General features: G+C 43.8%; 19 protein-coding genes, 16 tRNA genes and 3 rRNA genes. 8 read left to right on the top strand and 30 right to left on the bottom strand.

Going from position 1 to position 25,061, the window contains the following annotated elements:
- Window positions 1-95 precede the first annotated feature (95 nt).
- Window positions 96-2,036, bottom strand: coding sequence for an LTA synthase family protein (locus MKZ05_RS04645; RefSeq protein ID WP_003210978.1), 1,941 nt, complete (start codon window positions 2,034-2,036; stop codon window positions 96-98).
- A gap of 534 nt (window positions 2,037-2,570) precedes the next feature.
- Here MKZ05_RS04645 and MKZ05_RS04640 point away from each other — a divergent pair.
- The 5 genes from MKZ05_RS04640 to MKZ05_RS04620 all read left to right on the top strand — a co-directional run bounded on the left by MKZ05_RS04640 (window position 2,571) and on the right by MKZ05_RS04620 (window position 5,338).
- Window positions 2,571-3,374 carry a DUF2262 domain-containing protein gene (locus MKZ05_RS04640; protein ID WP_251191056.1) on the top strand — a complete coding sequence of 268 codons (804 nt, stop codon included), beginning with the start codon at window positions 2,571-2,573 and terminating at the stop codon, window positions 3,372-3,374.
- 18 nt (window positions 3,375-3,392) lie between these two features.
- A complete protein-coding gene (locus MKZ05_RS04635) occupies window positions 3,393-4,082 on the top strand; it encodes a DUF1963 domain-containing protein (RefSeq protein ID WP_339161595.1) in 690 nt (229 codons plus the stop codon).
- A 65-nt stretch (window positions 4,083-4,147) separates the two neighbouring features.
- On the top strand, window positions 4,148-4,417 hold the full coding sequence (locus MKZ05_RS04630) for a hypothetical protein (protein ID WP_050945451.1): 270 nt from the start codon (window positions 4,148-4,150) through the stop codon (window positions 4,415-4,417).
- A gap of 127 nt (window positions 4,418-4,544) precedes the next feature.
- Window positions 4,545-4,736: a hypothetical protein gene (locus tag MKZ05_RS04625; RefSeq protein ID WP_113386886.1), complete on the top strand. Its 192-nt coding sequence runs from the start codon at window positions 4,545-4,547 to the stop codon at window positions 4,734-4,736.
- Window positions 4,737-4,792: 56 nt separating this feature from the next.
- The gene (locus tag MKZ05_RS04620; protein ID WP_137054870.1) at window positions 4,793-5,338 is read left to right on the top strand and encodes a histidine phosphatase family protein; all 546 of its coding nucleotides are present in this window, start codon (window positions 4,793-4,795) and stop codon (window positions 5,336-5,338) included.
- A gap of 36 nt (window positions 5,339-5,374) precedes the next feature.
- Here MKZ05_RS04620 and MKZ05_RS04615 read toward each other — a convergent pair whose 3' ends face one another.
- The 22 genes from MKZ05_RS04615 to MKZ05_RS04510 all read right to left on the bottom strand — a co-directional run bounded on the left by MKZ05_RS04615 (window position 5,375) and on the right by MKZ05_RS04510 (window position 15,054).
- On the bottom strand, window positions 5,375-6,073 hold the full coding sequence (locus MKZ05_RS04615; RefSeq protein ID WP_050945453.1) for a hypothetical protein: 699 nt from the start codon (window positions 6,071-6,073) through the stop codon (window positions 5,375-5,377).
- Window positions 6,074-6,328: 255 nt separating this feature from the next.
- Entirely contained in the window at window positions 6,329-7,123 is a 795-nt protein-coding gene (locus tag MKZ05_RS04610) for a phosphotransferase (protein ID WP_212046137.1), read from the bottom strand.
- A 325-nt stretch (window positions 7,124-7,448) separates the two neighbouring features.
- Window positions 7,449-7,530: transfer RNA gene (locus MKZ05_RS04605), tRNA-Leu, on the bottom strand.
- Window positions 7,531-7,566: 36 nt separating this feature from the next.
- Window positions 7,567-7,655 (bottom strand) — tRNA-Leu (locus MKZ05_RS04600).
- 13 nt (window positions 7,656-7,668) lie between these two features.
- Window positions 7,669-7,739, bottom strand: a tRNA-Cys gene (locus MKZ05_RS04595).
- A gap of 5 nt (window positions 7,740-7,744) precedes the next feature.
- A tRNA-Gly gene (locus tag MKZ05_RS04590) sits at window positions 7,745-7,819 on the bottom strand.
- 7 nt (window positions 7,820-7,826) lie between these two features.
- Window positions 7,827-7,898, bottom strand: a tRNA-Gln gene (locus tag MKZ05_RS04585).
- A 9-nt stretch (window positions 7,899-7,907) separates the two neighbouring features.
- A tRNA-His gene (locus MKZ05_RS04580) sits at window positions 7,908-7,983 on the bottom strand.
- A gap of 30 nt (window positions 7,984-8,013) precedes the next feature.
- Window positions 8,014-8,087, bottom strand: a tRNA-Trp gene (locus MKZ05_RS04575).
- 13 nt (window positions 8,088-8,100) lie between these two features.
- Window positions 8,101-8,185, bottom strand: a tRNA-Tyr gene (locus tag MKZ05_RS04570).
- Window positions 8,186-8,200: 15 nt separating this feature from the next.
- Window positions 8,201-8,273, bottom strand: a tRNA-Thr gene (locus tag MKZ05_RS04565).
- 6 nt (window positions 8,274-8,279) lie between these two features.
- A tRNA-Phe gene (locus MKZ05_RS04560) sits at window positions 8,280-8,355 on the bottom strand.
- A gap of 18 nt (window positions 8,356-8,373) precedes the next feature.
- A tRNA-Asp gene (locus tag MKZ05_RS04555) sits at window positions 8,374-8,450 on the bottom strand.
- 48 nt (window positions 8,451-8,498) lie between these two features.
- Window positions 8,499-8,575, bottom strand: a tRNA-Met gene (locus MKZ05_RS04550).
- A 15-nt stretch (window positions 8,576-8,590) separates the two neighbouring features.
- Window positions 8,591-8,666: transfer RNA gene (locus tag MKZ05_RS04545), tRNA-Val, on the bottom strand.
- 32 nt (window positions 8,667-8,698) lie between these two features.
- A tRNA-Glu gene (locus MKZ05_RS04540) sits at window positions 8,699-8,773 on the bottom strand.
- 17 nt (window positions 8,774-8,790) lie between these two features.
- Window positions 8,791-8,881: transfer RNA gene (locus tag MKZ05_RS04535), tRNA-Ser, on the bottom strand.
- A 4-nt stretch (window positions 8,882-8,885) separates the two neighbouring features.
- Window positions 8,886-8,960: transfer RNA gene (locus tag MKZ05_RS04530), tRNA-Asn, on the bottom strand.
- Window positions 8,961-8,969: 9 nt separating this feature from the next.
- Window positions 8,970-9,085: ribosomal RNA gene (gene rrf, locus MKZ05_RS04525) — 5S ribosomal RNA — on the bottom strand.
- Window positions 9,086-9,194: 109 nt separating this feature from the next.
- Window positions 9,195-12,125 (bottom strand): 23S ribosomal RNA (locus MKZ05_RS04520).
- A 182-nt stretch (window positions 12,126-12,307) separates the two neighbouring features.
- Window positions 12,308-13,856: ribosomal RNA gene (locus MKZ05_RS04515) — 16S ribosomal RNA — on the bottom strand.
- The 16S, 23S and 5S rRNA genes sit together here with 16 tRNA genes alongside, the layout of an rRNA operon.
- 319 nt (window positions 13,857-14,175) lie before the next feature.
- Window positions 14,176-15,054 (bottom strand): nucleotidyltransferase-like protein, encoded by an 879-nt coding sequence (locus MKZ05_RS04510; protein WP_003217861.1) that lies wholly within the window; start codon window positions 15,052-15,054, stop codon window positions 14,176-14,178.
- Between the two features lie 190 nt (window positions 15,055-15,244).
- On the opposite strand from MKZ05_RS04510, the gene MKZ05_RS04505 reads away from it, so the two are divergent.
- A complete protein-coding gene (locus tag MKZ05_RS04505; RefSeq protein WP_003217804.1) occupies window positions 15,245-15,592 on the top strand; it encodes a YgzB family protein in 348 nt (115 codons plus the stop codon).
- A gap of 34 nt (window positions 15,593-15,626) precedes the next feature.
- Here the strand turns inward: MKZ05_RS04505 and perR are convergent, their stop codons facing one another.
- Complete coding sequence (gene perR, locus MKZ05_RS04500) at window positions 15,627-16,064, bottom strand: peroxide-responsive transcriptional repressor PerR (protein WP_003217782.1); 438 nt, start codon at window positions 16,062-16,064, stop codon at window positions 15,627-15,629.
- 157 nt (window positions 16,065-16,221) lie between these two features.
- Window positions 16,222-16,689, bottom strand: coding sequence for a thioredoxin-dependent thiol peroxidase (bcp, locus tag MKZ05_RS04495; protein ID WP_113386881.1), 468 nt, complete (start codon window positions 16,687-16,689; stop codon window positions 16,222-16,224).
- 128 nt (window positions 16,690-16,817) lie between these two features.
- Here bcp and MKZ05_RS04490 point away from each other — a divergent pair, with 128 nt between their 5' ends.
- Entirely contained in the window at window positions 16,818-18,113 is a 1,296-nt protein-coding gene (locus tag MKZ05_RS04490; protein ID WP_212046471.1) for a glutamate-1-semialdehyde 2,1-aminomutase, read from the top strand.
- A 246-nt stretch (window positions 18,114-18,359) separates the two neighbouring features.
- The gene (locus tag MKZ05_RS04485; protein ID WP_050944721.1) at window positions 18,360-19,433 is read left to right on the top strand and encodes an aromatic acid exporter family protein; all 1,074 of its coding nucleotides are present in this window, start codon (window positions 18,360-18,362) and stop codon (window positions 19,431-19,433) included.
- A gap of 34 nt (window positions 19,434-19,467) precedes the next feature.
- On the opposite strand, the gene MKZ05_RS04480 is transcribed toward MKZ05_RS04485, so the two are convergent.
- The 5 genes from MKZ05_RS04480 to MKZ05_RS04460 are packed head-to-tail and all read right to left on the bottom strand — an operon-like array spanning window position 19,468 to window position 24,973.
- Window positions 19,468-20,364 carry an ABC transporter permease gene (locus MKZ05_RS04480; protein ID WP_061407165.1) on the bottom strand — a complete coding sequence of 299 codons (897 nt, stop codon included), beginning with the start codon at window positions 20,362-20,364 and terminating at the stop codon, window positions 19,468-19,470.
- A 17-nt stretch (window positions 20,365-20,381) separates the two neighbouring features.
- A complete protein-coding gene (locus tag MKZ05_RS04475) occupies window positions 20,382-21,383 on the bottom strand; it encodes an ABC transporter permease (RefSeq protein ID WP_050944723.1) in 1,002 nt (333 codons plus the stop codon).
- A 60-nt stretch (window positions 21,384-21,443) separates the two neighbouring features.
- Window positions 21,444-23,030, bottom strand: a complete 1,587-nt coding sequence (locus tag MKZ05_RS04470; protein WP_339161590.1) for an ABC transporter substrate-binding protein — start codon at window positions 23,028-23,030, stop codon at window positions 21,444-21,446.
- Window positions 23,005-23,982, bottom strand: a complete 978-nt coding sequence (locus MKZ05_RS04465; RefSeq protein WP_339161588.1) for an ABC transporter ATP-binding protein — start codon at window positions 23,980-23,982, stop codon at window positions 23,005-23,007. The genes MKZ05_RS04470 and MKZ05_RS04465 overlap by 26 nt, the downstream gene beginning before the upstream one ends.
- Window positions 23,951-24,973, bottom strand: a complete 1,023-nt coding sequence (locus MKZ05_RS04460) for an ABC transporter ATP-binding protein (protein WP_339161587.1) — start codon at window positions 24,971-24,973, stop codon at window positions 23,951-23,953. Before MKZ05_RS04460 ends, MKZ05_RS04465 begins: the two co-directional genes overlap by 32 nt.
- Between the last annotated feature and the right edge of the window lie 88 nt (window positions 24,974-25,061).

The following is a 25,061-nucleotide window of genomic DNA, read 5'->3' as shown; positions in this document are numbered from 1 at the left end:
GCTTGTATCACCCTAAATATAAACATAATTTGCCAACAAATCAAGCGATGAGAGAGAAAAAGGCAAGCACCCTTCTGTGCTTGCCCAAAACTCAGTTACTTAGTAGAAGAATCCTCTTCTTTTTCTTTTGATTTACCATAGAAATAATCAGATGGATTCACTGGTTTAAAATCAGACAGCTTATGGAATCGAAGAAGATCCCTATAAAGCACTTTATCTGAAAGGCTTAACTGATTATCGACACGGGCTTTAATCGCCTCTGTCTTTTTATTTTGTTTCACAACTTTACCTGTTTTTGTATCATAGACAGTGTTATCTACAAGTGTATATTTTGGTGTCACATAGTTTCCGTTACGGAATGCAACAGTTTGATCATGTTTCTTAGAGAATAGATCTGTTCCAAAATTCACATACTCATTTGAATCAATACCTTGTAAGTGAAGAAGCGTAGGCATCACGTCTACTTCACCACCATACGTATGGTTCACGCCGCCCTGTTTGCCAGGAATACGAATCATGAGTGGTACACGCTGGTTTTGAGCATTTTGATAAGGTGTAATTTCTTTCCCTTGAATTTCGCTCATTGCACGGTTATGGTTTTCAGAAATTCCGTTGTGATCACCATATAATAAAATGACAGAGTCTTTATACATACCTGATTTTTTCAAGTCTTTAAAGAATTGCTCTAATGACTCATCTAGATACCTTGCTGTTTGGAAGTAGTTATCTACTGTTTTGTCACCAGTTGTTGCCTTAGCAATCGTCGCATCTTTTTCATCTAAATTAAATGGATAGTGATTAGTCAATGTCATTAAATGTGCATAAAATGGCTTTTTCATTGATTCTAGCATCGGGATTGATTCTTTGAAGAATGGTTTATCCTTCAGACCCATATTCACAAGATTTTCTTCATCCATGTTGTAATGTGAAGCATCGAAGAATTGATCATATCCCATATGTTTATAAATCGTGTCACGGTTCCAGAAAGATTTATAGTCGCCATGAAGCACTGCGCTCGTATAGCCTGCTTTTTGATCTAGGATAGCAGGGAGTGATTGGTAAGTATTTTCACCTTTTGTCACAAACGCTGCTCCCTCTGGCAAGCCGAACATACTATTATCCATCATCAGTTCAGCATCAGCTGTCTTTCCTTGACCTGTCTGATGGAAGAAGTTATCGAAATACGTAAAGTCCTCTTTCCCATGAGCCAGCTTGTTTAAAAACGGTGTCACTTCTTCTCCATTTAGTTTGTAGTCAATTAAGAAAGACTGGAAGCTTTCTAAATGGATTTTAATGATGTTTTTCCCTTTTGCTTTACCGAAATACTCTGCGTTTGGCTTCGCATAGTGAGAAGCTGTATAGTTTACAACATCCGTTAAATCTTCACTGCTCGCATTTGCTACCTGTGTTGCATTTTGTGCTGATTGTACTCCGTCATAAATCGTATAATTATAAACACCTAAATATTTGACAACATACTTATGATCAAATGTTCTTGTTAATAATTCTGGACGGTCCTTTTCAGCTAAATGAAGGTTTACAAAGAACAGTCCTACACCTGCAGCCACAATCAACAGTGCAAATGTCTTTTTCATTTGAAATTTCTTCACTTCTGGTCTCCAGATCACAATCGCAATCAAGATAATGATATCAAGGAAATATAAAAGGTCATGCGGCTTAATACTAGATAACACACCGCCAGTCATGCCTCCTCCAAGATTGCCTGCTTGCTTCATTGTGGAGAAAGTCAAAAAGTCATCAAAGAAACGATAGTACGCTACATTCGCATATAAAAGTGCGGTCATAATAAAGTCAATCACAATTAATACAATGGCAGATTTACGACCCTTCAAAAAGAGAGCCAGTCCCAAAAACACAATGGCTGAACTAAATGGATTTAATAAGAGAAGACCCTCTTGAAAAGAACCTTTCACTCCTAAATTAAAGTCCATTTTGTAGGCTGCATACGATTTCGCCCAAAATAAAAGGACAGCCAATACAAAAAAGCTATATTTGTTCGCAAATATTTTTTTCATAAAACCTCTTCTTTCTTATTATCGTTCTGATATAAATGAAATCATAAAAAATTTACATTGATTTTGCAAATGTAAATCTTCTTCACCAAGCATTCCCGATGCTCTGTTTCCGCCGGATATGTGTGCTCCGTTAATATAACGTGTGAGAAGCATCATAGGTTTCAAAAAAAATACGAGTAAATAAAAGGAAAAATATCCATTTACATTTCATTTACACACACTTTGCAATTCAATAGATGAAGAAGGGTTTGTAAATCACTCAGTACTACTTTACTTTTTTCATCTATTCGTGTCAAAGTAATTATAAAGAAAAGGAAGAATCACCTAGGCTTTTCGACTTATTTACCCAAATATATACAAAATTCGATACATAACATATTCGTATTTATTGTGACTCAACCTCCAATCATCCATGTATTTTCTCTCTTTCTGACAATCTAAAAAAGTTTTAAGCAAAAAAAGCTTGATTTCTCCTCCTCATGTGCGGTGTGATAAAGATATAGATTTTCAACAAATCAGGCTGGAGGACATCACATGAAACATAACAAACAAATTAACGCATTTAAAAAACGATTTTCAGAAGAAATAGATCACATCATTGCTGTCACAGGACCTTCAGGAGTAGGTGCAGGAAAAGCCGGACAGGAAGCTCTTTGGACCGCTTCTATTCCACTGATTGCATGGAAGGAAAAAGACTTCGTTACAACAGAAAACATAAGACTCTGCTGGTTAACAGATGAAGAGGGATTAAGGGAAAAGCAGGCACAATTACATAAAGAATCAATCGTGACACTTCAGGTCCGAAAAGGTGAAGGTGAGTTCATGCTTGTATCACTCATCGATACAGATACACAGGATGAAGAGCTGCAAGAGATACTAGAAGAAGCCCAAAAACCTGTCTTTTATCATGATGACCTGTTGGGCACCTTTGAATTAGTGAAAGGACTAGACTTATTTGAAACAACGATCCAGTGGAGTAATCAAGAATGCCTGCTCTACTTCAACCTCGAAGAAGATGAAAAAGTAAACGACTCTCTTCGAACCGCTAGACAACTCATGAAAGAGGAGACCACATGGGATGCTTCTATTAAATCATTTGCAGCAAATCAGCTGCTTGAATTAGCTAAAGACTGGCAGGAGCAAGATGACTCCGCTGAAACACAAGAAGAGCTTACGCTGGATCACTTTATAAGCCGCATCTCACTTGAAAGTCTGCATGCTTACCCAGATGGAGAGTTTGAAGTCTACTGTCATGACGGTGATTTATTTTGGGGACATGTCATCATTGTCTCAGGCAATATCAATGGCACGTTTCAAGATGCCCACATTGCAGGCTAAAGATTGGCGGGATAAATAATGGAGATCAAGGCTTTTCATGAATTAAAGCAAATTGGAAAAACACCCGTCGTGGCTAAGATTGGCGGCTTTCGTCCTGATCCAGCAGCACACAGCTGGTTTGCCGGTCATTTCTTCATCCACCCTGATCAAGGCTGGCCCATAGATCAAGATGGCGTCATGATTCCGATCTTACAAATTTATTTACCTGAAGTGCCAGGAGGATTGAACGAATTCAATGAATGTAAAATGATTCAAATCTTTCTCAACCAGAAAGCACTTCCGATGGATATTACCAAAAACGGCGAGTGCTGGAAGCTCATTGAATATGCAGATATGGAAGGATTAGAAGTAGTTGAAACTCCTGAAGAAGTGAGAGGACTCAAACCCTTTCAAATCCAATGGAAGGAAAGTGAGCAAGAAGACTACCCTTGCTGGGAAGAAGCGTGGTCATACGTCGATTTATCAGAAGTAAATGAAAGTGATGAAGCGACAGAACACTTCTTTGATCAATACACCAATTATTCGTTCACAAAAATCGGTGGATATGGGGCGTATATTCAATCCCCACCCCATCAACAACAAGGCGAATTCATGCTGCAAATCGCCTCAGAAGAAAAACCCCGGTTCATGATTGGTGATAATGGCACGATGTATTTCTATTACGACAAAGACACAAAAGAATGGTTTATGCATTGGGATTGTTTTTAAAGTTTTATTGAATGAAACCTTTCCTCCTTCTAAGCGTAGGAAATAATATGGAAGGAGGAACCAACATGGGATTCATTTTCGATATCTTGTCACTTGCTGTATATATCCCTTTTCTACAGGTAGATGAAGAGGATATCTCTAGAAACGCAGCCCATCTCAAAAAATATAGCTGGTTTCATGAGTTATTAAATGATCCAGCTTACAGGCATCTCATCATTTATCATCCAGATGTCCGCCAAGTCATTGGCAGATGTAACACAGATAAACTTCATCAGAAGCGATACAACTTAAAATGTGAACGTAAAGTGCTGAAAGCATTACGTCGTGCCAAGTAAATGGACAAAAGGGCCGCACTTTCCTGTGGCTCTTTTCATCGTTCTCTAAGAAAACATTTGACGCCTGGACAACTCTCCCCGTATATTATGTATAAATCCATCTTTTTCATAGAAAAGGGGGCTTTACATGCGTTTGTTTAAGTACTGGAGAAAAAAGCAGCCTAAACAACAGATCATCTCAGAAATGAAAGAAGACAGCATCCCAATCAACTTCTCCGCACTTCCCTTTGGTACAGACACAGTAGATGATTTTTTGTTCAACTTAGACCTCACCTCGAAGCTCACAGATCCCTATAAAGAAACAGATCCGAACAAATGAACCTATCCTCATCCAATCCTGGATGATTTTTTTATACTCGATGAAAGGTGTGTCACATGAAAACATATTATATCGTCAGACACTGCCAAGCAACTGAACAATCCGAGGATGCGTATTTAACGCCACAAGGCATCGCACAATCTCATGCACTAGCACAGTTCTTTTCCGGCATTCACCTCAATAAGATCATCTCAAGTCCCTATAAGCGAGCGATCCAAACCATTGAGCCTCTTGCTCATGCAAAACAACTCGAGGTACAAATTGATCAGCGTCTCTCTGAACGTGTGTTAAGCAGCAAACCAATGGACGATTGGTATGAGAAACTAAAGCTCAGTTTTACGGACTTGCATATGACCTGTGAAGGCGGAGAATCGAGCCAAGAAGCGATGAATCGTATTGTAGAGGCACTCTATGAACAAATAAAATTAGGAAAAAATCATACTCTATTCGTCACACATGGCAATCTTATGAGCCTGCTTCTTAAACATGCCGATCCCACGATTGGATTCAAAGAGTGGGAGAAGCTAAGTAATCCAGATGTCTATGTCCTGAAATATTTCAAACCAGATCATATAGAAATAGAGCGTATATGGCATAAATAAACGGCAGAATGAATTCTGCCGTTTCCTCATCTATTGTTAATAATAAAAAGCCTCTACCCACTCATACGGCTTCTTACGCTCCGCACACCATTTCATGAATCCTCTTGTCTCCGTTTGCTGAAATTTCTTCCAGTCCGATAAAAGCTGATCATAATAGGCTGCTTGTTTTTCAACATTGGTACGAATCCTTTTATCTTCGATCAGCATCATGACATCTTCAATGCCTTGAATTCGCTCTTGATCTTTCTCATAGGTGCTTAAATAAAGATCTTCATGTATATGATGAAACGAATACCACAAAGCCGATAAATAGGTTTCGCAAATTTGTACAATGACACGCTGCTCCTTGCTACCTCCAAGCTCTAGTGCCTTCAATAAATAGGGCAGCCCTTCTCCCTGATGCACAAACAAGCCCTGCCAGCGATACGGTCTCACATCCATAGGATCAACCTTCTCCCACTCTTGCATAACAGGCTGAATCACCCCAATGATCAATGGATACACAAGCAAATGATGACCATCCTCAAACCGTTCAATCTTTTCAAACAGCCAAGCAACAAATGAACGCCGTGCTGCAAATTCGCTCTCCTTCATTTCTTCAACAAAAAACCGAAGAACCTTTAACGCATCTTTACGCAGACCCTGTTCTTTCTTCACACAGTACTGTCTAAAAAGCGGATAATCATGTGATCCCTCGTCTTCAATGATGGTCTGTAATATCGTCTTCATTTGCAAGTTAACAACTCCACCTTTTTACATTCTTTCTATTTCTCATTTATCTTTGAATCATAAACCTGATTCCTTAACACTGATTCACCCATTCTAAATAACGCCTTTGAATCACTTTTTTGATTTTATCGTAGTTCTCCCAACTATCTTTAACATAATATACGCCTTCAGCTTCTGGAAATGTCTCCTCCTTATTTAAGCATGATAAGAGTGGTATAAACACCTAATTGGTCTTTGACTTTTAGAAGGCCCTTGGCATCCTCAAATCCATTCTTTTCGGTGTTCATGAATGAATTGAATGTCTTTTTGATAATGTTCAAGGTGCCCCTCATGAATCATTTTTTGAAAAGCTATATCACCTTCACTCGCTTTTCGTTTCATGTACTGACATAACCCTTTTAAACGCAGCAGCACCATATCCACATAATCTTCTGCTATTTCCTCACCATAAGCTTCAAAAAACAGTTTCACTCTATGCTTTATCTGGTCTGCATGTTCTGATGAATGGTAGTTCACGATCTCTCCTGTTTCTGTGCGAAAAAACCTACTGAGAGGTACACAAGTATACAGAGTATATGCGATATCCCACAGCCTTGGACCAGGAGCAGCTACATCAAAATCAATGATTCCTACTGGTTTTTCATTATTGAAAATGATATTGTACATAGCAAAATCATTATGGCACACAACCTCTATGTTGTTAGGCGTATTGTCCATTCGTTCCCAATCGTCTGAAATGGGAAAATCACGAACAGCATCATGATACAGTCTAAGCATTCTCGCTATTTCTTTTAAGGCATGGTGAGAGCACATGTATTCTTTTAAGGGATCATGACCGGCTACGCCTTCAATGAAGGACAATATCTCTCTACCTTTTTCATCAACCCCTAAAAACTTTGGAGCATAGGAGAAATTCTTTTGTTCTAAATGCTTTAGCAGCTTTTGTATATTGATATTGTCTGACTTTACTTCTCGACGAACCGTATCTCCAGAACGATATACGTTCGAGACATTGCCACCTGTCAATAACTCTTCATGATCATTTTGTTTTTTCATAAATTCTCCCCTCAAATTGGGTCACAATGATGATGTTAGCTAAAGATGTGTATGTACCCACAAATATTCATTTAGTTACACAAAAGTATTTCACTGTTTTATGTGAATGCGCTATCCCATTTTGTTTCCTTACATGGTTAAATGTATCTTATCAAATGTTGCAAATCATCTAAAGATTATTCTGCTAAAAGAAGTACATGCACATTATTTTCTAATAGGTTTCTATTTTTATCTAAATAACTCATTTAAACCACAAAAAAACGTTTCACCACAAGGGTGAAACGTTAGGTTGACGGTAAAAACCGATCATGAAATTATTAATAGATACCGGTGGCCGGGGTCGAACCGGCACTCCGTGAGGAACACGATTTTGAGTCGTGCGCGTCTGCCAATTCCGCCACACCGGCATGATCATTAAAGAGCGCAACTTATGATAAAAAACATGGTGCCGAGGGCCGGACTTGAACCGGCACGGTAGTCACCTACCGCAGGATTTTAAGTCCTGTGTGTCTGCCAATTCCACCACCCCGGCAGTCTTTTCAAAAAGGCGACACCCGGATTTGAACCGGGGATAAAGGTTTTGCAGACCTCTGCCTTACCACTTGGCTATGCCGCCATTATTGGAGCGGAAGACGGGATTCGAACCCGCGACCCCCACCTTGGCAAGGTGGTGTTCTACCACTGAACTACTTCCGCGAATCAACTGGGCTAGCTGGATTCGAACCAACGCATGACGGAGTCAAAGTCCGTTGCCTTACCGCTTGGCTATAGCCCAATAATAAAATGGGGCGATTGATGGGAATCGAACCCACGAGTGCCAGAGCCACAATCTGGTGCGTTAACCACTTCGCCACAACCGCCATAGATGTTATGAATCATATTAAGAAAATTGGCAGGGGCAGTAGGAATCGAACCCACACCGGAGGTTTTGGAGACCTCTGTTCTACCTTTAAACTATGCCCCTATGAAAATAAAAATGGTGGAGGGGGGCGGATTCGAACCGCCGAACCCGGAGGGAGCGGATTTACAGTCCGCCGCGTTTAGCCACTTCGCTACCCCTCCACATTTGGAAAACAGTGCCGGCAAGAGGACTTGAACCCCCAACCTACTGATTACAAGTCAGTTGCTCTACCAATTGAGCTACACCGGCAAATAGTGGTGGCTCGGGACGGAATCGAACCGCCGACACACGGATTTTCAGTCCGTTGCTCTACCAACTGAGCTACCGAGCCAAGTATTTATTTTAAAAATGGCGGTCCGGACGGGACTCGAACCCGCGACCTCCTGCGTGACAGGCAGGCATTCTAACCAACTGAACTACCGGACCATTTTGGTTGCACTCAATGAGCACTCCCCATTGGTGTATAAAATAATTTGGTTGCGGGGGCAGGATTTGAACCTGCGACCTTCGGGTTATGAGCCCGACGAGCTACCGAACTGCTCCACCCCGCGATGATATAAAAGATATGGTGGAGGATGACGGGCTCGAACCGCCGACCCTCTGCTTGTAAGGCAGATGCTCTCCCAGCTGAGCTAATCCTCCGAATAAAAAACACTGGTGTATATTCTATAAAATGGTGACCCGTACGGGATTCGAACCCGTGTTACCGCCGTGAAAGGGCGGTGTCTTAACCGCTTGACCAACGGGCCCTTTATTATGTAAATTGTGGCGGAGAGCAAGGGATTCGAACCCTTGAGACGGGGTTACCGCCTACACGATTTCCAATCGTGCTCCTTCGGCCACTCGGACAGCTCTCCAAATTGGCTCCGCAGGTAGGATTCGAACCTACGACCGATCGGTTAACAGCCGATAGCTCTACCACTGAGCTACTGCGGAATGAAGAAAGCCTGGCGATGTCCTACTCTCACAGGGGGAGACCCCCAACTACCATCGGCGCTGAAGAGCTTAACTTCCGTGTTCGGTATGGGAACGGGTGTGACCTCTTCGCCATCATCACCAGACAATTTAGTGACAAAAGATATTATACTATGTATTGAAAATAAATCAAGAGATATTTAAAAAATGTTCTCTCAAAACTAGATAACAATGTTCAAGCTTCACATTAGAATATAGGTTAAGTCCTCGATCTATTAGTATCTGTCAGCTCCACGTGTCACCACGCTTCCACCTCAGACCTATCAACCTGATCATCTTTCAGGGATCTTACTTCCTTGCGGAATGGGAAATCTCATCTTGAGGGGGGCTTCATGCTTAGATGCTTTCAGCACTTATCCCGTCCGCACATAGCTACCCAGCGATGCCCTTGGCAGAACAACTGGTACACCAGCGGTGCGTCCATCCCGGTCCTCTCGTACTAAGGACAGCTCCTCTCAAATTTCCTGCGCCCGCGACGGATAGGGACCGAACTGTCTCACGACGTTCTGAACCCAGCTCGCGTACCGCTTTAATGGGCGAACAGCCCAACCCTTGGGACCGACTACAGCCCCAGGATGCGATGAGCCGACATCGAGGTGCCAAACCTCCCCGTCGATGTGGACTCTTGGGGGAGATAAGCCTGTTATCCCCGGGGTAGCTTTTATCCGTTGAGCGATGGCCCTTCCATGCGGAACCACCGGATCACTAAGCCCGACTTTCGTCCCTGCTCGACTTGTAGGTCTCGCAGTCAAGCTCCCTTGTGCCTTTACACTCTGCGAATGATTTCCAACCATTCTGAGGGAACCTTTGGGCGCCTCCGTTACATTTTAGGAGGCGACCGCCCCAGTCAAACTGCCCACCTGACACTGTCTCCCTGCCCGATAAGGGCAGCGGGTTAGAAGGTCAATACAGCCAGGGTAGTATCCCACCGATGCCTCCACCGAAGCTAGCGCTCCGGTTTCCAAGGCTCCTACCTATCCTGTACAAGCTGTACCAACATTCAATATCAGGCTGCAGTAAAGCTCCACGGGGTCTTTCCGTCCTGTCGCGGGTAACCTGCATCTTCACAGGTACTATAATTTCACCGAGTCTCTCGTTGAGACAGTGCCCAGATCGTTGCGCCTTTCGTGCGGGTCGGAACTTACCCGACAAGGAATTTCGCTACCTTAGGACCGTTATAGTTACGGCCGCCGTTTACTGGGGCTTCAATTCGCACCTTCGCTTACGCTAAGCGCTCCTCTTAACCTTCCAGCACCGGGCAGGCGTCAGCCCCTATACTTCGCCTTACGGCTTCGCAGAGACCTGTGTTTTTGCTAAACAGTCGCCTGGGCCTATTCACTGCGGCTTCTCGGGGCTTTAACACCCTAAGAAGCACCCCTTCTCCCGAAGTTACGGGGTCATTTTGCCGAGTTCCTTAACGAGAGTTCTCTCGATCACCTTAGGATTCTCTCCTCGCCTACCTGTGTCGGTTTGCGGTACGGGCACCTCTCACCTCGCTAGAGGCTTTTCTTGGCAGTGTGGAATCAGGAACTTCGCTACTAAATTTCGCTCGCCATCACAGCTCAGCCTTTACGGGAAACGGATTTGCCTATTTCCCAGCCTAACTGCTTGGACGCGGATATCCAATACCGCGCTTACCCTATCCTCCTGCGTCCCCCCATTGCTCAAATGGTGAGGAGGTGGTACAGGAATATCAACCTGTTGTCCATCGCCTACGCCTTTCGGCCTCGGCTTAGGTCCCGACTAACCCTGAGCGGACGAGCCTTCCTCAGGAAACCTTAGGCATTCGGTGGACGGGATTCTCACCCGTCTTTCGCTACTCATACCGGCATTCTCACTTCTAAGCGCTCCACCAGTCCTTCCGGTCTGACTTCACAGCACTTAGAACGCTCTCCTACCACTGTTCGTAAGAACAGTCCGCAGCTTCGGTGATACGTTTAGCCCCGGTACATTTTCGGCGCAGAGTCACTCGACCAGTGAGCTATTACGCACTCTTTAAATGGTGGCTGCTTCTAAGCCAACATCCTGGTTGTCTAAGCAACTCCACATCCTTTTCCACTTAACGTATACTTTGGGACCTTAGCTGGCGGTCTGGGCTGTTTCCCTTTCGACTACGGATCTTATCACTCGCAGTCTGACTCCCAAGGATAAGTCATCGGCATTCGGAGTTTGACTGAATTCGGTAACCCGGTAGGGGCCCCTAGTCCAATCAGTGCTCTACCTCCGAGACTCTTACCTTGAGGCTAGCCCTAAAGCTATTTCGGAGAGAACCAGCTATCTCCAGGTTCGATTGGCATTTCACCCCTACCCACACCTCATCCCCGCACTTTTCAACGTGCGTGGGTTCGGGCCTCCATTCAGTGTTACCTGAACTTCACCCTGGACATGGGTAGATCACCTGGTTTCGGGTCTACGACCACGTACTCATGCGCCCTATTCAGACTCGCTTTCGCTGCGGCTCCGCATCTTCTGCTTAACCTTGCACGGGATCGTAACTCGCCGGTTCATTCTACAAAAGGCACGCCATCACCCTTTAACGGGCTCTGACTACTTGTAGGCACACGGTTTCAGGATCTATTTCACTCCCCTTCCGGGGTGCTTTTCACCTTTCCCTCACGGTACTGGTTCACTATCGGTCACTAGGGAGTATTTAGCCTTGGGAGATGGTCCTCCCGGATTCCGACGGAATTTCACGTGTTCCGCCGTACTCAGGATCCACTCTGGAGAGAACAACATTTCAGTTACAGGGCTGTTACCTTCTTTGGCGGGCCTTTCCAGACCTCTTCGCTTATATCGTTCCTTTGTAACTCCGTATAGAGTGTCCTACAACCCCAAGAGGCAAGCCTCTTGGTTTGGGCTGTTCCCGTTTCGCTCGCCGCTACTCAGGGAATCGCATTTGCTTTCTCTTCCTCCGGGTACTTAGATGTTTCAGTTCCCCGGGTATGCCTTCTCATACTCTATGTATTCAAGTATGGATACTACTCCATTACGAGCAGTGGGTTTCCCCATTCGGAAATCTCCGGATCAAAGCTTGCTTACAGCTCCCCGAAGCATATCGGTGTTCGTCCCGTCCTTCATCGGCTCCTAGTGCCAAGGCATCCACCGTGCGCCCTTTCTAACTTAACCATTTCTTACTTTAGAAAGAATCACTATGTGTGATGAACTTTGCATTGCATTCAATGTGAATGTATTACTTATTGTTATCTAGTTTTCAAAGAACAATCCTGTCTCGCTAGAGACATGTTTTGAAGGAATGATCCTTCAAAACTAAACAAGACGAAAACGCACGCTGCTCCATATATCCTTAGAAAGGAGGTGATCCAGCCGCACCTTCCGATACGGCTACCTTGTTACGACTTCACCCCAATCATCTGCCCCACCTTCGGCGGCTGGCTCCATAAAGGTTACCTCACCGACTTCGGGTGTTGCAAACTCTCGTGGTGTGACGGGCGGTGTGTACAAGGCCCGGGAACGTATTCACCGCGGCATGCTGATCCGCGATTACTAGCGATTCCAGCTTCACGCAGTCGAGTTGCAGACTGCGATCCGAACTGAGAACAGATTTATGGGATTGGCTAAACCTTGCGGTCTCGCAGCCCTTTGTTCTGTCCATTGTAGCACGTGTGTAGCCCAGGTCATAAGGGGCATGATGATTTGACGTCATCCCCACCTTCCTCCGGTTTGTCACCGGCAGTCACCTTAGAGTGCCCAACTAAATGCTGGCAACTAAGATCAAGGGTTGCGCTCGTTGCGGGACTTAACCCAACATCTCACGACACGAGCTGACGACAACCATGCACCACCTGTCACTCTGTCCCCGAAGGGAAAGCCCTATCTCTAGGGTTGTCAGAGGATGTCAAGACCTGGTAAGGTTCTTCGCGTTGCTTCGAATTAAACCACATGCTCCACCGCTTGTGCGGGCCCCCGTCAATTCCTTTGAGTTTCAGTCTTGCGACCGTACTCCCCAGGCGGAGTGCTTAATGCGTTAGCTGCAGCACTAAGGGGCGGAAACCCCCTAACACTTAGCACTCATCGTTTACGGCGTGGACTACCAGGGTATCTAATCCTGTTCGCTCCCCACGCTTTCGCTCCTCAGCGTCAGTTACAGACCAGAGAGTCGCCTTCGCCACTGGTGTTCCTCCACATCTCTACGCATTTCACCGCTACACGTGGAATTCCACTCTCCTCTTCTGCACTCAAGTTTCCCAGTTTCCAATGACCCTCCCCGGTTGAGCCGGGGGCTTTCACATCAGACTTAAGAAACCGCCTGCGAGCCCTTTACGCCCAATAATTCCGGACAACGCTTGCCACCTACGTATTACCGCGGCTGCTGGCACGTAGTTAGCCGTGGCTTTCTGGTTAGGTACCGTCAAGGTGCGAGCAGTTACTCTCGCACTTGTTCTTCCCTAACAACAGAGCTTTACGATCCGAAAACCTTCATCACTCACGCGGCGTTGCTCCGTCAGACTTTCGTCCATTGCGGAAGATTCCCTACTGCTGCCTCCCGTAGGAGTCTGGGCCGTGTCTCAGTCCCAGTGTGGCCGATCACCCTCTCAGGTCGGCTACGCATCGTCGCCTTGGTGAGCCATTACCCCACCAACTAGCTAATGCGCCGCGGGTCCATCTGTAAGTGACAGCCGAAACCGTCTTTCATCCTTGAACCATGCGGTTCAAGGAACTATCCGGTATTAGCTCCGGTTTCCCGGAGTTATCCCAGTCTTACAGGCAGGTTACCCACGTGTTACTCACCCGTCCGCCGCTAACATCCGGGAGCAAGCTCCCTTCTGTTCGCTCGACTTGCATGTATTAGGCACGCCGCCAGCGTTCGTCCTGAGCCAGGATCAAACTCTCCGAGGTATGCAGGATGCATATCACACATGCGTTGCTACACGATGTAGCGAACTTAGCATGTGATCATTTCCTGCCTCGTCAGCGTTTGACTGACTACCTATGATATAACATAGGATTTTTTTATAAAAACTCGAATTAACAGGTACGTTTTGTCTTGTTTAGTTTTCAAAGATCATCTTCGCCGTCTCTCAGAGGCGACTTTCTCAATATAACATTTCGACGCCGTGTGCGTCAAGTGTTTTTTAGAATTTCTTTTTGTCAGCTTTTCTTCCAAAAGCAACTTGTTTGCTCGTTAGCGACGTATAATAATATACCATCATAATATTCAGGCGTCAATATCTTTTTTCACAAAATATCCTCGATGATAGATTTTTTGCCCCTTTGTCTCAATCGGCTCCACCTGAACAATTCCTTTTTCCACAAAGAAATCAATCATGACGCTAAGGTCAGGCGTGAAATACTTGAGGTCAGGATGCGCGAGAAGCTCTCCAAAAAGCCATATATCTTGCTGTTCCATGACATGACGCAAATGAGCGGCGCCAATTTCTGCTTTTGAATGGATCAAAAAGTCATTTGCTAAAAATAAAAGTTCCAAACGTTTATGAAGGCTTTCGTGGCTTTCAATGAGTTCTGAATAAAGTTTATATACTTCCGGTTCCATATGACGCACCTGATTCCAAACTGTCACTTCTGGGTGGAAACCTTTATCGATCACTTCAATACGTGCCAAATGATGCAGAGCATGCACAATTGAATTATATGCATCAAGGAATTGATTTGACTCAAAAAATGCTTTTCCTTCTATATATCTGCGAATAAGCTTGCCGTATTCTAAACCGATTTTAAGTTTGCGGTTTGAAAATGGGAATGTACTCAGGTCATCAATTAAGTTGAAAATATATTCATTTCGATCAAATAGGACTTTCCCATTCAAAATCCAATCAATGATTCGGCGGTTTGTGCCAAGGGTGATCCATTCCTTCAACTGCTCATCTGTGACAACATTTAAAGAAGCTGTTTGGTGATCGGATTCATAGTGCTTGATAAATAACGGCTCTTCCGCTTCTTTTACAATGACTAGAAGTGCTGCATCAAAGTTATCCGTCTCAGAAGATACCTTGTGTCTTCTTTCTACTATAATCACAGCCAATGTGTCTGGGTGACTTGCTCTCTCTTGATAAATAGGACGGAGAAGATTTTCCATAGTGATTCCTCCAATACTCGGGTGTAAAGTTCTTCTCTAATGCTATGTATTTCTCCTCATAGAATCAAAATTCCTTCAATTCAAGAAAAAAGATCATTGAATCATTATAAGCAATTTATTCACAAAACTCTATAACTAATTCAAACAGAAAGGTAAAATGTGCTATATTGGAGACAAGGGGGGGCTAGGGATGGCGAAATACTCCAGTAAGATTAATAAAATCAGAACATTTGCACTCAGTTTGGTTTTTGTTGGCTTTCTGATCATGTATATCGGTGTGTTCTTCAAGGAATCGATTTGGCTGTCGACTTTCTTTATGCTGCTCGGCGTCTTATCGATCGGATTGAGTACAGTGGTTTACTTTTGGATCGGTATGCTTTCTACGAAGGCAGTCCGTGTCGTATGTCCAGGCTGTGAGAAGGAAACAAAAGTGCTTGGGCGGGTGGACATGTGCATGCATTGCAGAGAGCCGCTTACACTCGATCCAGCATTAGAAGGCAAAGAGTTTGATGAATCCTACAATCGAAAAAAGTCATAAAAAAAGCTGACCATTTAACCGGTCAGCTTTTTCATTAATGATTTTCTTTTTTCGCACATTCTTGACAAGTCCCATAGATCTCCAAGCGATGATGACTGACTGTAAAGCCCGTCACATGGGATGCAAGCTGTTCAACTTCATCAAGGCCAGGATAATGAAAGTCCACTATTTTTCCGCAGTTTTCACAAATCGCATGGTAATGGTCAGATGTCGCAAAATCAAATCGGCTTGAGGAATCACCGTACGTTAATTCCTTTACTAATCCAGATTCCCGGAAGACTCGTAAATTGTTGTAAACCGTTGCGACACTCATATTTGGAAATTTCCCTTCAAGTGCTTTATATATATCGTCCGCGGTTGGGTGAGTCATAGAATTTACGAGAAACTCCAAGATGGCATGGCGCTGCGGAGTAATTCGAACACCGGTTTCTTTTAAAGCATCTAAAGCGTCTTTTAGTTCGTGAGCAGCCATTTCATCATGCACCTCTCTTCAAAAATATTCTTATATTGTAATCTTTATAATTAGTGTACCCCCAGAGCCGAATCTTTGTCAATTACAATCCTCTTTTTTACCTATTCTTCTTCACAAAAAAGACCGGCATGTCTGCCGGTCCTATCCTGTGATGATATTAAGCGTGAGATTTTAGTTCCTCAAGCGCTTCTTCTACGTGGTCTTTCACCTTAACTTTTCTCCACTCTTTCACAAGCATTCCTTCTTTATTAATAAGAAACGTTGAACGTTCGATGCCCATGTATTCTTTGCCAAAGTTCTTTTTCAGCTTCCATACTCCAAAGGCTTCGGACAATTTCTGTTCATCGTCTACAAGAAGTAAGAACGGTAAATCATGTTTTTCTTTAAACTTCTGATGCTTATCCTGACTGTCTGGGCTTACGCCGATAATGACAGCATCTAATTCTGCAAAGCTTTGATGGCGATCGCGGAAATCACATGCTTCTGTTGTACAGCCGGGTGTCATATCTTTTGGATAGAAATAAAGGACAATATGTTTTCCTTTAAAGTCAGAAAGCTTTACTTTCTCCCCGTTGTCACCGGTTAATTCGATTTCAGGTACTTGCTGGCCTACTTCGATTGTCATGACACAATCCCTCCAACCTATTTTTTAATAGCCTATCCAATTTTGAAAGGATATTCAACTAAGGACGCTTGCATCGGCATGTTAAAATAATGATAGACGACGTGATACGTTGAGATAGGAGGCTATTTATGAAATTCACAGAATCAGAAAAATTACATCAAGAGGCGCTGGAGCATATTGTTGGAGGTGTCAACAGCCCGTCTCGTTCATATAAGGCAGTAGGCGGCGGTTCACCCGTGGCTATGGAAAAAGGAGAAGGCGCTTATTTTTGGGATGTTGACGGAAATCGCTATATCGATTATCTAGCAGCATACGGCCCAATTATTACAGGACATGCCCACCCTCATATTACAAAAGCGATTACAAAAGCGGCTGAATCAGGTGTCCTTTACGGAACGCCAACGAAGCATGAAGTCACTTTTGCTAAAATGCTGAAGGAAGCCATGCCTGCTTTAGACAAGGTTCGCTTTGTCAATTCAGGTACTGAAGCGGTGATGACAACGATTCGTGTCGCACGTGCATATACAGGCAGAACAAAGATCATTAAGTTTGCCGGATGCTATCACGGTCACTCTGATCTTGTACTTGTGGCAGCTGGCTCTGGTCCATCCACTTTAGGAACCCCTGATTCAGCAGGCGTTCCTAAGAGCATCGCCAATGAAGTGATTACCGTTCCATTTAATGATATTGACAGCTACAAAGAAGCATTGGATCGATGGGGTGATGAAGTCGCAGCTGTCCTTGTCGAGCCGATTGTCGGGAACTTCGGCATCGTGGAGCCTAAGGATGGTTTCCTGCAGCAGGTCAATGACCTCACTCATGAAAAGGGCGCACTTGTGATCTATGATGAAGTGATTACAGCTTTCCGCTTTATGTACGGAGGCGCACAGGACTTACTTCAAGTAAAACCTGACCTCACTGCATTAGGAAAAATCATTGGCGGCGGACTTCCAATCGGTGCTTATGGCGGTAAAAAAGAAATTATGGAGCAAGTCGCTCCTCTTGGACCAGCCTATCAAGCTGGCACGATGGCAGGAAATCCTGCCTCCATTCTTTCTGGTATTGCCTGCTTGGAAGTGTTAAAACAAGATGGTGTTTACGAGCATCTTGATCAGCTTGGCGCTATGCTAGAAGAAGGCATTTTAGCCCATGCAAAAAAACATCAAGTAGATATTACAGTGAACCGCTTAAAAGGGGCTCTCACTGTCTATTTCACAAAAGAAACCATTGTGAACTATGAACAGGCTGAAAATACGGATGGCGAAATGTTCGCTCGCTTCTTTAAATTAATGCTTTCGCAAGGGATTAACCTCGCTCCTTCTAAATATGAAGCTTGGTTCTTAACGATCGCACATACTGAAAAAGATATTTCCGAGACGCTGCAAGCAGTAGATCATGCGTTTGAACAGTTGAAACAATCATAATAGGGTCAAAAACAGGCGTAAAAAAATGCGCCTGTTTTTTTATTTATCAGCTCTTGTTTGTCAAAAGCGTGTGAATCTGTTACATTTCTTCTCAATACCTTCTTTTGATGTTTTCATGAACTTTCAAAAATCACTTGAATATTTCGGAAGACCGCTGTATATTACTTAGTTGTTCATCAAAATATTTATAATAAATGACGAGTGATCATCTATTATCTAAAAGAAAGGAATGCAGGGACAAAACCAATGAAACTTGGAGCCCGTATTTTAAAAACCGGTATTGCCATTGTACTCGCGCTTTACCTGGCAACATGGCTTGGGTTGCCAACGCCCGTCTTCGCGGGAATTGCAGCTGTATTTGCTATCCAGCCATCTATTTATCGATCTTTTTTAACGATTGTTGATCAAGTGCAAGCCAATATTATTGGAGCAGCACTTGCCATTACGTTCGGTCTGCTTTTTGGCACTGGACCAGTCATTATCGGTTTAACCGCCGTCATGGTCATCGCCATTAATTTAAAGCTGAAGATTGAACACACGATTCCAATTGCACTTGTAACCGTCATTGCGATTTTAGAAAGTGCAGGGGATCATTTCCTTTCCTTTGCCTTAATTCGAACAGCTACTGTGGTGTTAGGAGTTCTTTCTTCATTTTTAGTGAATTTAATCTTCCTGCCACCAAAGTATGAAACAAAGCTTGTTCATCACATTATGGAAAATACGGAGGAGATTTTAAAATGGATCCGTCTGAGCTCCAGACAGTCTACTGATCATTCCATTTTAAAGGATGACATCGATCAAATAAAAGAACGCATGATCAAATTAGATCACATTTACTTGTTATACAAAGAGGAACGAAGCTATTTAAAGAAAACAACCTATGTAAAATCAAGAAAGCTCGTTTTGTTCAGACAGGCCATTATGACATCGAATCGTGCCCTGTACTTGCTGAAAAAGCTTCATAAATTAGAAAATGAAATTCATTTGATGCCAGAGCATTTCAAGGAAAGCTTAACAGATGAAATTGATTACTTACTGTATTGGCATGAGCGCACCTTGATGAAATTCGTCGGTAAAATGAAGCCGCAGGACGATGAATTTCAAAATGAATGCTCTCTTCGCCTTGAAACGTTAACGAAATCATTTATCCAGCATCAGCAAAACCAAGAAAACGACTTGCTCGATTACAATATGCTGAATGTCATGTCCAGCATCATCGAATACCGTGATGAACTAGAGCATTTAGATACATTGATTACAAGCTTCCAGACGTATCACCCAAAAGACAGTGAAATTGAGACAGATGAAAAAGAAGCATAAATAGAAAAGACCAGACCGATTCCAAGAATCGGTCTTATTTTATTTTCTTCATTTTAGGATCCAGTGTGTCTCTTAATCCATCTCCCATCAGGTTAAAGCCCAAAACTGTCAGCATGATCGCTACACCTGGGAAAATTAATGTCCAAGGGGCTTGAACGAGATAAGGTCTTGCATCGGCAAGCATTTTCCCCCACTCTGGGCTTGGTGCCTGTGCACCCAATCCTAAAAAGCCTAAAGCCGCTGCTTCGATAATCGCTGTTCCGATCGCAAGCGTCGCTTGTACGATGACCGGCACCATACTGTTTGGCAGAATGTGACGCAGCACGATGCGGCGGTGTGACATCCCAACCGCCTTTGCTGCTAGCACGTATTCTTCTTGTTTAATACTCAGCACTTTTGAACGAACGAGCCGTCCAAAGGTTGGGACATTAATAATCGCAATGGCAATAAGGGCATTTTGTAAGGAGGGGCCTAAGATAGAGACGATCGCAATCGCCAGTAGAATACTAGGAAAAGCGAGTAAAATATCAAACACTCTCGAGATCACAGCATCTAGCACTCTTCCGCCATAGCCTGCAATCAATCCAAGCAGTGTGCCTAAAATGACAGACCCGAGAACCGAGAAGAAACCAACCCATAAGGAAATCCGCGCGCCATGCACAACTCTTGAAAATATATCTCTGCCGAAATCATCTGTACCAAACCAGTGCGCAGCTGATGGTGCACTAAATCGCTCACCGAGAGATTGTTCATTGATTCCAAAAGGAGCAATGAGCGGTGCAAATATCGCTAAAATGAGAAATAAAAAGACAATCACACTGCCAATGACCGCCAGCTTGTGCTGAAAGAACAGCTTCATCGATTCAAGAATCAATGATTGAGAGCGCTCTTCTTTTGGTTGAGGTGGTTCAAGCTCTTTTTGCGCTTCCATGTTATCACTCTCCCTGCCTAATATTTAATCCTTGGATCAATGACCGCATACAAGATGTCCACAATGAAATTGATCAGGACAAATATGAGCGCAACGACGAGAATGCCTGTTTGAATGACTGGGTAATCACGATAGCTGATGGCGTCATATATATACCGCCCAATGCCCGGCCATGCAAAAATGGTCTCTGTTAAAATGGCCCCGCCTAGCAAGAGGCCTGTCTGAAGACCAATAATCGTTAAGATCGGAATAAGCGCATTTTTCAGCCCATGCTGATAAATGATGAAAAATGAACGTACTCCTTTTGCTTTTGCTGTTCGAATAAAGTCTGAATGAAGCACTTCCAGCATACTTGCCCTTGTTATCCTTGCAATAATCGCAGCAGGGATTGTAGCAAGTGCTGTACTTGGTAAGATCAAATGCTTGATGCTGTCAGTGAATTGATCAAACCGGCCTTGCAAAAGCGTGTCCAGCGTATGAATATAGGTGATTGATTCCACTGGATTTCTGACGTTTTCACGTCCCGTTGTCGGTAAAATACCTAATTCAATCGAGAACAGCCACTGCCCCATTAAGCCTAACCAGAAAATCGGCATGGACACTCCAATGAGTGCAATAAACATCGCGACATAATCAAAGAAAGAATGTTTAAACCAAGCACTGATGATTCCAGCATTAACCCCCACAACGATCGCCAGCACCATGGCAAAAAAGGTCAATTCTAACGTCGCAAATAAGTATGGCTTCATTTCCTGGGCAATAGCCGCTCCTGTTCGTATCGAAGTCCCTAAATCCCCTTTTAAAAGGCCCAGCATGTAATGTCCGTATTGAACATACCAAGGCTGATTTAAACCGAGCTGGGTGGTTAACTGTTCTACTGCTTCTTTCGTTGCCCGCTGTCCTAAGATGACCTGTGCTGGGTTTCCTGGAATAAACCGTATAATTGAAAACACGACCAATGTCATTCCGATCAATACTGGGATGAGCATTCCTGCCCGCTTCATACAATAAGCAAACAAACAGCTTTCACCGCCTTTTCTTTGTTTGAATAAGGGAGATACAAGATCTCCCTTATTTGCTTATTCGAAATACACGTCAGTCAAAGCTTCTGAACCAGTTGGATGCGGCTGGTAGCCTTTTAAATCACTAGATGCTGCAAGCATTGGGATGGAATGCACCAATGGAATCCAAGGTGCTTCATCATGAATGATTTCTTGTGCTTTTTTATATAGCTCATTTCGTTTCTTTTGATCTGTGTCTGTTTGCGCTTCAATGAGGATGTCATGCATTTTATCGTTTTCGAAGAATGTATAGTTGTTGCCGCCAATGCTGTCTTTGTCCAAAAGTGTGTAGATGAAATTATCAGGATCGCCATTGTCCCCTGTCCAGCCTAATAAGAACACATCAGCTTCCCCTTTACTTGCCTTATCTAAATAGGTCGCCCAGTCGTAAGTCACAATTTCTGCTTTGACGCCGACCTTTTCAAAGTTTGATTGAATGACTTCTGCTACCTTCATCCCATCTGGCATATACGGACGCGGTACAGGCATCGCCCAAAGCTTGATGCGAAAGCCGTCAGGAAAACCCGCTTCTTTTAAAAGTTCCTTCGCTTTTTCAGGATCATACGGATATGGATCAATGTCGTCATTGTAACCTTCTAAAGCTGGAGGAAGAGGGTTTTTTGCTGGCTCGGCAAGTCCTCCATAAAATGACTTAATAATGGATTCTTTATCGACCGCGTAATTGAGCGCTTGACGAACGAGCTTGTTATCGAGCGGCTTTCTTGTGACGGTCAGTCCGATATAACCTACATTCATTGATGGTCTTTCAATGAGCTGGAGTGCTTGATCCGTTTTAATGCCATCTAAATCTGACGGATTCACGCCATCCATCAAATCGATCTCGCCTGTTTTCAAGGCATTTAAACGAGCCGAGTTTTCTGGGATTGAGCGGAAGATGATTTGATTCAGTTTTGGTTTATCCTTCTGCCAGTAATCTTCGTTCTTTTCTAACACGATACGGTCGTTTTGTTTCCACTCTTTAAATTTGAATGGTCCTGTTCCTACTGGATTTTCGCGAAAGGAATCGCCGCTTTTTTCAACAGCTGCAGGACTCGCGATGCCAAACGGTGACATGGCAATATTTTTAAGGAATGTCGCCTGCGGGCGCTTTAGCTGAAATTCAACTTCATGCTCACCTTTGACGATGATGTCCTTAATCACATGGCCTTTATCTTTTTTATAACCGCCAAACATGCCATAGTACGGGAATTTTTCTGCATCACCATTCATCCAGCGGTCAAAGTTGAATTTCACTGCTTCTGCGTTAAAGTCTGTGCCATCGTGAAATTTCACACCTTCTCTTAAGTAGAATGTGTATGATTTTCCGTCCTTTGCAACATCCCAGTCTGTTGCGAGACCTGGATGGATGGTCGTGTCTTTCTCACCGTAATTCAGCAGCTTTTCAAACATATTCTCTGTGACCTTGAAGGTTTCGCCTTCTGTTGTTGTGATTGGATCAAGTGAAGTGGAGTCTCCTCCTCTGCCAAATACGAGGGTGTCTTTTGTTGCCTTTTCTTCCGATGTCGGTGAAGACGAGCATCCCCCTAAAAAGAGCGCCAGTGCCAGCACAAAAATGAAACTACTGAATAACCATGTCTTCTTCATTGTGTTCCTCCTTTAGATATAAATAACACGCGGCCGCGTGCCCCGGTTCCTCCTCATACAAAGCAGGTACTGCTTTTAGGCATTTCTCCCACCTTTTTGGACACCTTTTATAGAAAGGACAGCCGCCTTCTATCGTCATTGTGGACTCTTCTGCTGACACATCTTGCGTCTCCAGCACGTGATCCATATGTGGAATGGATTTCAGAAGCAGCGACGTATAAGGATGAAGCGGGCTGTGAAACACGTCTTCGGCAGGCCCCATCTCGACAATTCGGCCAGCATACATGACTGCGATTCGGTCGCTCATATACCTGACAACACCAAGATCGTGGGAAATAAACAGATACGTCAGAGAAAGCGTCTTTTGCAATTCAAGCATCAAATTCAAAATTTGCGCCTGAACGGATACATCTAAAGCTGAAACAGGTTCATCGGCAATGACAAGACTTGGATGGGTAATGAGTGCTCTAGCGATACCAATACGCTGCCTTTGTCCGCCGCTGAATTGGTGCGCATAACGTTCTCCGTAGGATGGGTCAAATCCGACAATGTGTAGCATCTCTTTTACCCGCTTCCGTCTTTCTGCTTTCGTTCCATGTCGATGGACAATGAGCGGTTCCTCTAAAATATCTTTGATTTTCATTCTCGGATTTAAAGAAGCATATGGATCTTGAAAGATCATTTGAATGTCTTTTCTTAAAGAACGCATCTCTCTTTCTTTCAAAAGAGTGACCTCTTGCCCTTTCAGTTGAATAGAGCCTGACGTCGGTTCAGTCAATCTCATTAAGCTTTTGCCAAGTGTTGATTTCCCGCAGCCTGATTCACCAACAATGCCAAGCGTTTCCCCCTCCTTCACGTGAAAGGACACTTGATTTAAAGCCAAAGTCGAATGTTTGTGTTTAGAAAAAAAAGCGGCTGTGTCATACCGTTTTGTCAGCTGATTCACTTGCAAGAGTGGGTGACTCAGTGTCTTCTCCTCCTTCCATTAGAAAGCATGCCACGCGGTGATCCTGTTCAATGGATTGTAAAACGGGATCTTTTTCAAGACATTGCGCCATTTGATAGGGGCAGCGCGCGGCAAATTGACAGCCAGATCGAATGGTCCCTGGCTTCGGTACATGACCTGCAATAGAGATGAGCTTTTCTTTTTTCTCTTTGAATGATGGAACTGAGGCGAAAAGACCTTTTGTGTAGGGGTGCAGAGGTTTTTGAAAAATACGGTCAACGGTTCCTTCCTCTACGATTCGACCGGCATACATTATCATGACTCGCTGGCATATTTGCCGTACGACGCCTAGATCATGGGTAATAAATAAAATAGCGGTGTCCATCTCTTCGTTCAGCTTTTTGAGCAGGCGAAGGATTTGCGCTTGGATGGTCACATCAAGTGCAGTTGTTGGTTCATCTGCGATCATGAGCTTTGGGTGACAAAGCATCGCCATCGCAATCATCACACGCTGACGCATGCCACCTGATAATTCATGCGGGTATTTTTTAAGCAACGATTCGGCTTGCTTCAATCCAACTGTCTGAAGCAGATCAACCGCCTTCGCTTTTGCTTCTTTTTGACCGATTGCTTGATGTGTGAAAAGGGCTTCCGTCATTTGTTTGCCTATGGTCATTAATGGGTTCAGAGAGGTCATTGGTTCTTGGAAAATCATCGAAATATCATTTCCTCTTATATCTCGCCACTGTTTTTCTGAAAGCGACAGCAGGTTTTGCCCTTCGAATTGAATCTCTCCCGTTGTGTCTGTTTGCTGATTCAGTCCCATTAATGACATAGATGTGATACTTTTCCCGCAGCCAGATTCGCCAACAATTCCTAAGGTTTCTCCTTTTTGGATCGAGAACGATATGTGATGGACGATGGGTACTTTTTGCTTTTTTTGCTGAAATGCAATGGACAGCTGTTTGACATCTAGCAGCACGTCTTGTTCTTTCACATATTCACCACCCCGTCATACTTTTTAAAATTGTATTGAGACAAGCTGGGAAATATGTCATGTTTTTGACAAGCATAAAAAAGCCTAT

Origin of the sequence: Bacillus sp. FSL M8-0277, assembly GCF_037975305.1 — a bacterium.
GTDB classification, from domain to species: Bacteria; Bacillota; Bacilli; order Bacillales; family Bacillaceae; genus Bacillus; species Bacillus pumilus.
Note: the sequence above shows the minus strand (reverse complement) of the source record. Positions and strands in the feature narration are given on the sequence as shown.